Below are 13,220 nucleotides of genomic sequence, written 5' to 3'. Positions count from 1 at the left end.
CGATAATGGCAAAATCGTTTTTAAAGGGACAATGAAATTCTGACAACAAAAAAAGCCTCAAGTAATTGAGACTTTTGTAAATTAATCTGCGGTTCCGTTGAAATCATAGAAAGCATTGTCCTCTTTATAGCCACGAAGGAGTTCAATAATTCGGATTTTTTTACCACCCTCAGTCAAGACGACTTGATAATAGGCACCTGCATCCTCAGGCTTATCTGCATTATCACCAACAGCGATTGTAAAGTTATCCTTTCCTTTCAGCTGACTTTCTAAACTTACAATCGTTCCTCTGAAAGTGGCTGGAATAGTCTTTACTTGTTCCTCTGATAGGACACTGTACTTAACACTTCTACCGTCGTTATTCGAGATGGTTCGTTCTGCTTTATCAAATTTCAAGGTAGTTCCTACTCCACCCTTAAAAACAGAACTATCAGAACTATGTTCTGGTGAGAAGCCTGTATAGCTATCCTTTAGCACATTTTTAGCAATAGAATCAGGTGATTTTTGACCACAAGCTCCAAGTATAATCAAGGCTAAACCTACTAAAACAATTCTTAAAAAGTACTTTGCTTTCATCATTTATCTCCTAACCATTGTTTATTTTATTATAGCAAACAGCTTTTTTTCTTGCAAGTGTTTATATAACTTATTGTATATCTTTTTAGATAACTTCATCCGCAAAGAAGTCGTCTCCATCATCATAATAATCATAGTCACCGTGAATGACACTAGCTACAGCCGCCTGGAATAGTTCATCTGTAGATGTAAATGATTGGGATTGTACCTTTTGTCCTTTACTATGACGACCTGATAGTTTAGGAGTTTCCCCATTGTTGCTGAGGAGAGGCATAGTCAAACGTTGCCTCCAGTCTATGATGTTGTTGAAGGCTGTACCTGCATCAACTGCGATCTCCTGAAGTTCTAGCTCACGGTGCGCACTTTCGACTGGAATATCCGCAAGAGTCATCGATGTATCAAACTCCTCTTGTAAAAACATGTACTTGTAAGGGAAGCTGTTCTTATCATGTGCGAAGATTGGATCCGTTGTGACCTTACGTCCAGCATTATCCCGTCCCTTGACTCCACGTAAGATAACCGCTTCTCCTTCCTGGAGCTTGGCCAATTGTGTTGGTGTCAACAACTCTTGTTTTGGATTCTCGACAGCTACATTTGGATTGGCTTCGTCCAAGATATTGCTGGAGCGCCGTCTTCTGGTGATGGTACGTGTACCCAGGTCAGCACTAAATTTCTTATTGGTATCTGAAGATGTTGTTTTAACATAAACCTTCAATGAACAGTTGTCCATAATGGTTCGAGCAACATTTTGGCCGTATTTATCATCCAATTGCTCCAGATTTTGAATCCATAGGTAATAGAGAATGTTTTGTCCCAATCCAATAGATATTTTTGTATCCATGTGAGGAATCGCAGGGATATTTGTAAACTCATCTAAGATATGGAGAATCCGATTAATACATTTACGACCACTTGAGAGAGCAAGCTCATAGTTAGCATTGAATAGCTGATCTAAAAATAACGAAACAATACCATTATACTCTGTTCGGTTTGGCGGTGTTACCAGGTAGATGACTTTCGGTTTATCTGAATAGACCAGTTCAATATCCGACTCCTGAAGAAGATTTTTAGTATCTTCTTTATTCTTAAGGACGGTTATATCGATATGATCTAAAATCGGCTTCTTGCTATACTCATCTAGTTCCAGACTATCTCCGTTTCTTCGATAGACTTTTTCAGCTGAAAATTGAAAGATTTGATCTCGAACAGGGGAATGCCCATTGTTCTTATGATTGAAATCAATCGTTACCGTAAACTGATCTGGAAGTTTAGGCTCAATGGCATATGTCAGATAGCCTTCCCCGTCAACTAAAGCCGTCGCTTGCTTTATATAATCGACTTTCTTTTCGACTTTCCCCCACTTCTTCAATCCTGTAATCGTTACTTTAGCAGTTTTGTGCTTGAACTCATTTTTAAGTTGGCTATTGGTGCTTGATCTCAACTTGACAGACAATCGACGTGGGAAGCCAACAGACTCTAAATCAATAGAGTTTTTAGAAGTCAGTTTGGCCACGTTGTCTTGCAAGAACAGGTTGATTCCTGTCATCATGCTAGAGTAGACATTCCCTTTAGTCTCATCACCACCAAAGTCTGAAGCACGAAATTCGATATCAGCCATTTGTCTAAATTTCGAGAATTGTTGTTGATTGACTTGTCTCAAATTATCAAAATAGACTGTGATTTTTGACTTTTTCGACACTTGTTGTTCTCTGCTTGGATTCTCGACGATTTCTCCAGCACCATCTACAAAGACTTCTTCAGACCCCATTGTCGCCAAGAATTTCGCAACGTTAGGGATCGTAATGGTATCCCAGGCATCGTCTTCACCATTTTGATAGGTTTCATTAGCTCGATCCATCAAAGCCATTGTAAGAGCATTAAACAGGGATATAGATGACTTACGGAAGTATTCAGCATTCCCCTTCTCTCCACCTTTTTGTTTCGGATAAATGGATTCTGCGACTGCATTGACATAGGTTTGAGTCTTCTCATAGTAGCCCTTCTTTGCGGCAGCGATGGCTAGAGCTAGCGGATTGAAAGACATAGACCAATCCATATTTTGGAAAGAAAGAACATTGACATCATAGTCACGTTGCCTCATGAGTTTGTAGGAGGCTTGATAATGTTCCCCTTTCGGGTCTGCTAGTACCATCGATGGCTGCAATTCAGCACGACTGTTGATTTCAATTGCTGGAGTAATATGACCTTCACCCTTACCTGAACGAGTCATCCCAATTCCTAACAGATTCGTCGGCTTATCTTCAATGTAATAATATCCAGAAGGAAAAGCTAACGTGCCTAAAATCCGCTCCGCATTTGTCACGTATCGGCTCATTTTTCTATTTTGCCATAACATTTGAGTTCTCAGTGTTTGTCCTGCTAAATCATGAGTCAGTTCATGAAGTACAGGAGCTCCACCTTCACCTGGATAAGTTAAATCTTTATTGGGGATCTTTTTGTATTGACGACGAATTTCATCAATCGTCACAAAACGGTCATCTCCTTCTTCATTGTTGTTATAGTCTCGAAACTGCTCGAAGTTCACCCAGGCAGATTTCCAGGCGATAACTAATCCCAGTAAAAAGATTGGAAATGCTAAAATCGGTGCTATCAAGAAGACTTTAGCGTTCAATAAACTTTGAAATAAGAGGCTGTTTAAGTCAAAGTTTACGGCCTTACTAGCATCTTTAAACGACCAAATACTAAAATAGAGAAAGCGGATTGTAGCCCTCAAAACAGTAACCAGGTAATTGGTTAAGATAAAAGCAATAAAGCTAAAACCTAATCCCATATAAACAAAACTACGGTAACTTTTAAAATAAAGAATGGGTTTCATTTCTTTATCAAAACGTTTCCGTTCCCGTTTTACAAAGGGAATCATATAAAGAATTCGAAAGAGAATATTCCAAAGAATGAGGGAGACAAGCGCAATGATTTTTGGAATCAATAACTTTACCCATTTGAACAGCCCTCTGGCTGATTGCTTCCATACCTGTTCCCAATCAATCGCATTGCGACCTTTCCAACTTCTTTTAAAAATCTGCTGAAGAAAACTCTTGCTTTTTAGTAACCGCTGATACTGCCTTAAGAAGTAAGGTTGAAAGAGTCTGAAGAGGTAATAACCTGCGACTCCTAAAAAAAGTAAGGTATTGATCCAACTGGCTCGAATCAATTGGATAAGGGTATAAAATACTACTTCAAATAACTCAAACAAACTACTACCCCCTTACACCTTCCAAAAACCATTCCATTTTTCGAGTATAGAAGCTCGAAAAGAGAAATATGTGAAACTGTAGCCTTGGAGAGGCTTTCTCATAACGGTTAAAATAGTTTTCCAACCATTTCTCTCCATCCAACTGAAGAACATTCAATCGACTGGATCGACTTTGTTCTAAGTAATTGGTCACCTGAAGAGATTCTGCAATCAATTCATCAGACAGATAATTGTATTTTTGTCTTGCCATTGTTGCACTCCTTTCTTATTATCTCTTAATTCCCCTCTATTCTAAAGGATAATATCAAATTCTTTGTTAAAGGGACAAAAGATATTATTGTATAAAAAGTTATATAACTTTTTATGCAATAAATAGACAATAAAAAAGCACACAAGTGTTCTTGTATGCTTTCAATCCCTTTAGAATGGGGAATCCGCATCCATTGGTTCAGGATAGGATGTAGGAATAGAACTTGGTATCGGCTGAGAAAATCCCTGTTGTTCCTGCTTACGTCGATTAGATGCTTCCTTATTTTCAAGGAAAGTGATTCCTCCTTGTTGGTTTGGGGAAATAAACTGATACGTCCGATGTTGACCTTGTTCATCATTATATGGTCGTTGGATAATTTCTCCTTTTAAGAGGATCGGAGAGCCTTTTGATAGACTCTGAGCCATCAATTCTGCTTGTTTTCCATAGACTTGTACATGGAAAAAACTAGAAATTGGTTTATTTGTATCATCATTCATACTTGAATCACAAACAAACTCAAATTTGAAACTGGCATGACCATTTTTAGTTTGACCTACTGCATCGCTTGGGATGAATGCAACACGTCCAGAAGCAATAAATACTTGCATTTTTTCTCCTTTCAATAAAGACCACAAGAGAGTTATATCCCAGCTTGTGGTCATCTTTCATTTTAGTTCGTCAAATTAGTTTTCTTTCGACTTACGAAGACCTGCAAGACTCAACAATCCCAAAATCATTCCTACAACTGGAAGCATGCTTGCTGCTGATCCTGTATTTGGAAGTGATGGTTGAGGATTTGGTTTTCCAGGTTCTTCAGGTTTTGGTGGAGTGTGGGTTGTTACCTTGGCAGTCATTTCTTGTCCATTTACAATGTTAACAAAAGTATTCTCAACTTCTCCAGCCGCAATACGCTCAACTTCGATGTAGAAGTCTGCATCGAAGCTACCCTTGACTCCTAAAGAGTTCAAGAACTCTTTGTCAATAGTGTAAGCCCACTTACCGTCTTGTTCATTCCAAGTTACTTTTACAATCTTCTTGATAAAGTCTGAATTAGTACCTTGATTGAACTCAAAGGTAAAGGCATAAGAGCTACCTTTAGCAATCTTATCTCCTGCCTTAATCACTTTACCATTCTTCAGAATAACATCGTATGGCAACGTTAGATCTTTTTCTGCTGTGTACTCTGTACCCTTAATGATACCTTTCCAATTACCAGTATATCGGTCATGCTTAGTATCAAGCTTGTCCACACCGTCATATTGGTACAACGTATGGTGTCTTTCTGGAATAGTTACACCATCAAGAAGGTACTGAATCAATTCACCTAGCTGGACTTCTTTGCCATCAAGAACTTTCTGACCTGTTTTATCAAGCGCATGTTTTTCTGGGTGTTTTGGTTTAGGTGGCTCTGGTGTACGAGTAATAACCTTGGCAGTCATTTCTTGTTTATTGACAATATTGATGAAAGTATTCTCAATCTTATCACCAGTTTCAATACGCTCCGCCTCGATGTAGAAATCTGCATCAAAGGTTCCTTTTACTCCTAGAGAGTTTAGGAAGTCTTGATTGATAACGTAAGACCATTGCCCACCTTTGGCATCCCACTTAACAGTCACAAGTTTCTTGATAAACTCTGAATTGGTATCTTGGTTGAACTCAAAGGTAAAGGCATAAGAGCTACCTTTGGAAATCTTATCTCCTGCCTTGATCACTTTACCATTCTTCAGGATAACATCGTATGGCAACGTTAGCTCTTTTTCTGCTGTGTATTCTGTACCCTTGATGATACCCTTCCAATTACCAGTATAGCGGTCATGCTTAGTATCAAGCTTATCCAAACCGTCATATTGGTACAATGTATCATGTTTTTCTGGAACAGTTACTCCATCAAGAAGGTACTGAACAAAATCACCTAGCTGAACTTCTTTGCCATCAAGGACTTTCTTGCCAGTTCTATCAAGTACATGTTTTTCTGGCTTAACATTTGGAACTTCAACTGTTACAAGATTTGACTGATAACTATTACCAAAGTCAATTTGTTTAAAGTCATTCTTGACTTTCTCCCCTGCTTTAACCAGGAGTTTAGCTGGGAGATCAATCGTCACGTTTTTATTTTGTTTCACGTAGTTTTGGTAGAAACTCTTAGAATCCTTGGCTACCCAGAGATAGAACTCACCTTTAGGATTCAAGTTCAATTCCTTCAGGATATTCTTGATTGCATCTGTACGTCCTTTGTCTGAAAGCACGTGATACATATCAAAGAGATTTTTCACGTCTTGACCTGCTGCAGTCATTTTGATATTGCCTTGATAAACTGAGAATGCACCATCTTGAACATCATCCAGGATTCCAAACTTCTTACCAAGTGCTTTTGCTGAAGCAAGAGTTTTTGTGTACGGGCTATAATCAGTCATCAAGCGGAAGGTCACGTTGCGGTCAAATGTTGTTGCGCCGTTGATATCCTTACCAGAACGATCCAGAACAGCTTTGACTGGTTTTGGTGGTTTTGGTGTTTTGGTGGTAACAGTGTTTGAGTACACCTCGTATTTATTCACTAACACTTTATAAGTGTTGTCATAGAAACCTTTATCATAGATTGGCTTCCAGGTAATCACTGGAGCTTCTAGGCGTTTCCCTTCGTAAGTTGCAGTAAAGGTGTAAGTATTCTTTCCTGCATCGTAAGCAACGCCCCATCCAGCTTTCTCTGCTGCTGCTTTCGTCACAGTTACATCAGGAACTGCTCCAGCTTCAAGCGGATCAATGATGGTGATCTTATCCCCTTTTTTAAGGTTCGCATAGATATTGTCATGATGCAATGTATAAAGCTGAGTAGCATTTTTAGCTACTGTTTGACCGTTTGTATTGGTCTTATCTGTATCTGCTACAGATTTGCGGACAACTGGCTTATACTGCAATTTGTAGCCGTGATAACTTGCTGATAATTTCTGATTTTTGGTTTCAGAAAGAGTTTTAAGCGCCAAGGTTGGCTTAACTGGATTCTTCGCTTTAACCAACTCAGCTGATACAGGTTCAGGCTTAACTGGCTTCACGGTTGTTTTAGTAATGGTTGCAGTAGCTGGAATTTCAACAACTGGCGTTACAACCTTCGTATTCAAAGCGAACCAGTAAGTTTGACCATTTGGATTATCTGGTCCATCCCATTGGATAAATTCGGTTGTGAAGGCTGTCCCTTTCTTGAAAACACCAAGTGCAGCGCCCTTGTATTGGTAAGGTGAGTCAGATGTATCCCAAAGATGCCCTACATCTTCTTGGCGGTTGTAGTCTTCAGCGTAAACATAACCATAATTCTTGTTATAGGTTACAGTTGAGCCGTTAATTTCAACATGAGTTCCGTTAATGGCTTTCGCACCTTCCCAACCAATAATATTATGGTTGAGTGAGGAATAGGTCAGGGTTGCAGGAGTCTTTTCACTTGCTTGGAAGGCTACTTCTTTCCCATCCACATTGTAGTAGTAGGTATCCGTAACCAAGAAATTCATGTAGTCTGCTGCTCCACCAGCTCCATCATTACGAGCTACTACAAATCCTTCTGTTGGATCATTCAGGACATAGACATCATTCAATCCTGTCTTCCCTTGATTAAGAATCTCGAATTTTCGATGGATACGAGAAATATCATGCTTTTTACCATCTGCAGTTGAAACGGTCAAACCTTTCAGTTTAGTGTAGTCAACTTCTGTTTTCCATCCAGTGCCAACATCCTTGTATTTCAAGACTTTAGTTGAGTCAAGAACACGAGTATAGCCTGATGTACCATTTGATGAGGCGATGTAATCTTTAGTAGTTACATGCGCTCCTGAAGCCGAGGACTTCACTGTTGCTTCAGGATTTGCTGTCGCAACACTAAGGGCTTGCAAGACTACTTCTTTAGTGTAGCCTTCCGTACTTGTTTTAGATTGAAGTTCATTGTATTTCTTCTGCCAGTCTGCTTGTGCTTTCTTAGCCTTGTTATAAGCTGCTTGGTTTTGTTTCCCAATTTGCTTAGCTTCATCAGCTGAAGAAACTTCTTGAGTTTTAGAGGTTAAAAGTACACCAGAGTTTTTCAAATCTGTTGATTTACGATCAGCATCTTGGTTGACTTGATCACTAGCATTCTTCTTCTCTGTGTAGGCAGCCATGATGGCTTTGTTAAGCTCCACTTTGCCTTTTGCAGTCGCAATAGCCTGGTCATTTTGTTTCTTCAATGCTTCTACTTCAGCAACAGAAGAAACGGTACGTGTCACTACATTAACCGTTACGTCCTTTTTCTCCAAATCTCTTACAGCAGCTTCTACTGCCTTATTTAACTCAGAAGCCTTCTGAACATTAGAATCATAGGTCCCTTTTTCAACCAGGTAATCTGCTACTGCTTTCTTGTTCTCTGACAAGACTTTCTTAGCTGTTTGAGTAGCTTTCTTGTTTTGAGTTGCTGAACCATCTGTAGCAGTCGAACTGTCATTCGTCACTGTGACAGTTGTTTCCCCTTCATGCTTGGCTTTTTCATCAGCTACAAATTGATTGTTAGCTTGAATAGCTTTTTGCGCTTCATTGAAGGCTGTATTGTTTTCAACTTGTTTTGTAGTCGCTTCTTCAAGTTCCTTGACTTGCTTGTCCTGATCTTGTTTAATCTCAGACTTAGACTGTTCAAGTTTTGGAGCAGTGGTATCTGTTCCCTTATCAACAATCTGAGTTTCAGAAACGTTCACCCCTGCTTCTTTTGCTTTTTCAGCAGCCTTTGTAACTGATCCATTATCGATCGCTACAGACTGGCTTCCTGTTGCTTTACCAGCTTGTGTAGCATAAATGTTATTGTCGTTTTTGCTTTCAGGCTGGACTGCTTCATCCGCAAATGCTGAACCTGCAGAGAATGCTACAAAACCTGCAATTGCAATACCTGATGCTAAACCTTTAGCCCATTTTTTCTTACGGAAATATCCGTGTCCTTGTGTTTTTTCTGTCATTTTTCTTTCTCCTTCACTTAATTAAAATAGTTTCTTCTTGTAGAAATAACCTACTGCCGTCAACAACATAGACCCAATAGCACCCAAAATGCTTTCTGCTGTCCCTGTATTTGGGAGTGTTTTGAGCTTGCCATCTTTGTCAGTAACAGAGATAGTCTTATCTTCGTTAACTGTTCCGCCAACTTCTTCTGGAGCCACTACAGAACCATCCGAAAGGACTACGTTACCATTTTGAGTGCTGACAATTGCAACTCCTGTATTTGTTTCAACAGGATCTTTTATCACATCGTGAACTACCTGCCCTGTTGAGCTTGAAGTAGTTCCAATTTGTGACTTACCTTGCTGGTTCGCTTGATCAGTTGTTTTTGGCTTTTCAGCTGGGACTCCATCAAGGCTACCTGCATTATCCTTGTCCTGTGGCTTGTCTGAAGGTGCTGGTTTATCTGTTGTCACTCCGTCAAGACTTCCTGCGTTGTCTTTGTCTTGTGGTTTATCTGATGGTGTTGGTACACCATCGAGGCTACCTGCATTATCCTTGTCCTGTGGCTTATCAGAAGGTGCTGGTTTATCTGTTGATACCCCGTCAAGACTTCCTGCGTTGTCTTTGTCTTGTACACTTGGCGTTGTTGGGTCAACTGGAGTAACTGAAGGCTCTGTTGGCTGAGTTGCTGGTGCCTCTGTTTCTGTTGAAGCGCTAGGTGTTGTTGGCGTAACAACTTCTGTCGCTGGAGCAGAAGAATCAATTGGTGTTACTTCATCAGCTGATACAAATCCAGCTTGTGCTAGTGCGATTGTTGATAGTGCTAGAGTAGCTAATACTTGTTTCTTGTTCATTTTAATTTTTCCTTTTCTAATTTTTTAGATAATTTGATTCTTTTGGTTCTGTTTCTACAACAAATCCATATTTTGAAGAATCAGAAGCTTTTATATCAAAGGTTAATCTAACGCTAGATGATTTATCCCCTTTTTTGACGGACAAGATATAGGAAACCGTATATTTTTGAGTTTCTGAATCATAATTCAATTTCTCTAAAATAACGGACTGTAAAATCCCTTCTTTTGGTTTGGTAAATTTTGCATCACCTTCAGAAAGAAAATCTACTAGATTTTCTTTTTTGCCCGAGTAATAAGAAGGTAAGAAATGACGACTAAATACATCAACTTCATTTTTCGTTGAGATAAGATGTTGAGTATTTTTTTGTTCCTGATATAAGAAATTTACTTTTTCAGACTGGCTTGATAGTTGAGCGAAAGCAAAAAATACACCAACGATATTTACTACTGCAAGCACTCCTAAAAAACCTAAGAATAGATAAAATTTCTTCAGAGAAACTGACTGCTTTTGAGATACGGGAGACACAATATCTGTTTGATCCCTTGCATTTGGAACAGGTGGTAGGCGATTGGGTTGTGAAACAGCCATCGTCTCACCTTCAGCTGGGAAAATAGGAAGAGAAGAATCAGACAATCCCATACTTTGTTTATATACAGGATAAATCTGGTTCTCAAAATACTCCCTTTTTTCTTGATAGCTATAATTTGCAAATTCAGAGCGAGTAAGTATCGCTTGAATGAGGGGAAGCAAGAGGTTTTCATAGTCTTCAGTAATCAGAAATGGACTAGCATAAACCTCCCCTTCTGTCACCACGCTTTTCCCTTCCAGATGGGCGATGGCAACTTTTTTCAGCTGAAACTGACCATACATCTGTTTCAACTCTCTAAATAACAACTCTGCCTGTTGAAATGTTAGGTAGGGGAAATTTTTTGAAATCCGCTGAGAATAACCTGAACTATGATCCAATACATCGATGATAGCAAGTAACTCACTATCATCCTCTGGACCTCTTCCATCTTCCCAGGTAATTTCTAGAAATAGATCATCTGTAATCGTACAGCGACCTTTATTAAAGAGTGAAAAAGCCATAAATCACCACCCCTTAACTTTTCACGAAATCAAAAATCCATTCAATGATACTTGGTCCTGCTGAAACACCAATAATTGCAATTGCAATTGATACCCAATGTTTTTTCATTGAGGCTTTTAACTCACGTCCACCAAACGCATAAATGAGCGAGGTGACAACGGCAGCTAGACCAAATAGCGCAACACTGACTAGCTGAACTTTTGTAATTCCTTGTTTTGCCAAGTTATCCGACTTAACAAATGGATCGTCCGCATACACTGTAGATCCTGTTAGGAATAGGGAAAGGCTCAATAAAAACATCTGTGATTTTGTTTTTACTTGCTGAATTTGTCTTGTCAAATAATTTTTCATAGAAATCCTCCTTTGTTTTTTTGACAACGTTAGTATAATAGATAATTGAAAAAAATTTTTTAAAGGGACAATCATTTTTTTCAAGGTGAGTTTTAAGAAAATAAAGCTTCACCAAATGACGTATTTTCAGCTTCGACCTCGAATAATATTTTTCTTTTGTCTTCACGGTGATACTCATCTGGTGCATCACCTTCTACCCAAAGATGGAAATGATACTCTTGGTTGGGATCAGATAAGTTCAGAAACTCTTTAGAAATTAAAGGAAGTACTTTATGCTTAATCACTCTTTCAAGTGGTCGTGCACCGTCCTTTATATTTGTTCCTACATCCAATAAATAAGTAACCAAACTTTCTTCGTAAGAGAGAGTCAACTTTTTATTCTTCATTCGTTCTTGAATTTCTGATAGCTGTTTGACAATAATTTCCTTATTCACTTCCTCGTCTAACATGTTAAAAATCAATTTATATTCAATTCGATTGAGAAATTCTGGTCGGAATTTAGTCTCCAATTCCAACGTCATGCTCTTTTCAAACTGAATTTTATCCCTATCGGTTAGCTTTTTAAAATTCCCTTTCAATTCGTACTGCTTAATAATTTTTTGAGAACCAATATTCGTAGTAATAATGACAATCGTATTCTTAAAGCTCACTTGCCTTCCAGTTGAATCAGTCAAACGTCCTGCATCAAGCACCTGCAAAAATAAATCTACAACTTCCGAGTGTGCTTTCTCCACCTCGTCGATCAGAATAACGCTATAAGGTTTCTGTTTAATCTTCTCAGTCAATTGACCTTTCGTTCTAGTTTGACGATCGCCAATCAGCTTTGTGATATCTCCCTTTTGTTTATACTCAGACATATCAAAGCGAATGATTGCATCCTCATCATCAAACATCCCCTCTGCCAATGCCAGGGCAAGCTCTGTTTTCCCAACTCCTGAAGTTCCTAAAAACATGAAGGAAGACAAGGGCTTTCTTTGATCCTGTAAGCCAGCTTGTGCAACAGTTATAGCGTTCACAACAGCTTCTACAGCCTCATCTTGGCCTTTAACACGTCGTGACAGCTTTTCTTTTAAACCATCTAGCCTTTCCTTGTCACCTTTTAAAATCGTCGTGACAGGAATACCTGTTTTATTTTTCAGCACCTCTGCAATTTCTTGCTTACCTACATGGCCTAACCCATTTGTAGAACAAATTGTCGCTGCTTCATCTATTAAGTCGAAGGCTTTATCAGGTAAAAATTGATCAGGTATGTAGCGAACAGATAGAAGTACAGCTTGTTTTACAGCATCGGAACTAATAGACACCTGGTGAAATTTTTCATAAATAGTTTTAGCTTGTTCAAGAATTTCAATCGCTTGAGTAGTTGTTGGCTCCTCAACTATAATTGGCTGCATCCTTCGCTCTAGCGCTCGATCCTGTTCGACATACTCATGAAATTCATCTAAAGTAGTTGCGCCAATCAATTGCATCTCACCACGTGACAAAACTGGCTTTACAATATTTCCAGCATCTAAAGCGCCCTTATCTGAACCACCAGCACCAACAATAGTATGAAATTCATCAATAAAGAGAAGATTCTCTCCTTTGGTTTCTACCATCTCCTCAATAATTTTTTTAAACTTAACAATAAATCCTCCATCCTCATCTGACATTAAGCTAGATAGTTCCAGAGAACGCACGGTCAAATTTTTTAATTTTGGAGATACCTGGTTTCTTAAAATGGCTAAAGCAAATCCTTCAACAATAGCTGTTTTTCCAACTCCAGCTTCTCCTACCAAAATAGGATTATTCTTAGTTCGCCTGAGAAGAGTGGTCTGAACAGCTTCTACTTCTTTATCACGTCCGTACACCTGATAATCTTCCGCTTTTTTTGAAACTTTTTCTGTCAAATTATCTGTATAACGATCTAAATAGGGTGTTTTTTTCTTTTCTTCAGTAGTCAC

General features: G+C 38.9%; 9 protein-coding genes. All 9 read right to left on the bottom strand.

All coding sequences use genetic code 11. The features are described 5' to 3' along the window. Positions 1–81 precede the first annotated feature (81 nt). On the bottom strand, positions 82–579 hold the full coding sequence (locus HMPREF1518_RS05250) for a hypothetical protein (protein ID WP_080561297.1): 498 nt from the start codon (positions 577–579) through the stop codon (positions 82–84). 82 nt (positions 580–661) lie between these two features. Further along, entirely contained in the window at positions 662–3,790 is a 3,129-nt protein-coding gene (locus HMPREF1518_RS05245) for a VirD4-like conjugal transfer protein, CD1115 family (protein ID WP_033584665.1), read from the bottom strand. A 4-nt stretch (positions 3,791–3,794) separates the two neighbouring features. After that, positions 3,795–4,040, bottom strand: a complete 246-nt coding sequence (locus tag HMPREF1518_RS05240; protein ID WP_000113750.1) for a hypothetical protein — start codon at positions 4,038–4,040, stop codon at positions 3,795–3,797. Between the two features lie 170 nt (positions 4,041–4,210). Further along, a complete protein-coding gene (locus HMPREF1518_RS05235) occupies positions 4,211–4,648 on the bottom strand; it encodes a single-stranded DNA-binding protein (protein WP_001195795.1) in 438 nt (145 codons plus the stop codon). A 75-nt stretch (positions 4,649–4,723) separates the two neighbouring features. Beyond that, the gene (locus HMPREF1518_RS05230) at positions 4,724–9,001 is read right to left on the bottom strand and encodes an SspB-related isopeptide-forming adhesin (protein ID WP_033584663.1); all 4,278 of its coding nucleotides are present in this window, start codon (positions 8,999–9,001) and stop codon (positions 4,724–4,726) included. 21 nt (positions 9,002–9,022) lie between these two features. Further along, positions 9,023–9,835 carry an LPXTG cell wall anchor domain-containing protein gene (locus tag HMPREF1518_RS05225; protein WP_033584662.1) on the bottom strand — a complete coding sequence of 271 codons (813 nt, stop codon included), beginning with the start codon at positions 9,833–9,835 and terminating at the stop codon, positions 9,023–9,025. Between the two features lie 16 nt (positions 9,836–9,851). Further along, the gene (locus HMPREF1518_RS05220; protein WP_033584660.1) at positions 9,852–10,925 is read right to left on the bottom strand and encodes a hypothetical protein; all 1,074 of its coding nucleotides are present in this window, start codon (positions 10,923–10,925) and stop codon (positions 9,852–9,854) included. 13 nt (positions 10,926–10,938) lie between these two features. Then, a complete protein-coding gene (locus HMPREF1518_RS05215; protein ID WP_006152148.1) occupies positions 10,939–11,277 on the bottom strand; it encodes a hypothetical protein in 339 nt (112 codons plus the stop codon). Between the two features lie 92 nt (positions 11,278–11,369). Beyond that, complete coding sequence (locus HMPREF1518_RS05210; protein ID WP_033584658.1) at positions 11,370–13,220, bottom strand: AAA family ATPase; 1,851 nt, start codon at positions 13,218–13,220, stop codon at positions 11,370–11,372.

This window comes from Streptococcus sp. SR1 (assembly GCF_000526075.1).
Taxonomy (GTDB): domain Bacteria; phylum Bacillota; class Bacilli; order Lactobacillales; family Streptococcaceae; genus Streptococcus; species Streptococcus halitosis.
The sequence above is the reverse complement of the archived record's forward strand: the minus strand, read 5'-3'. Positions and strand labels throughout refer to the sequence as shown.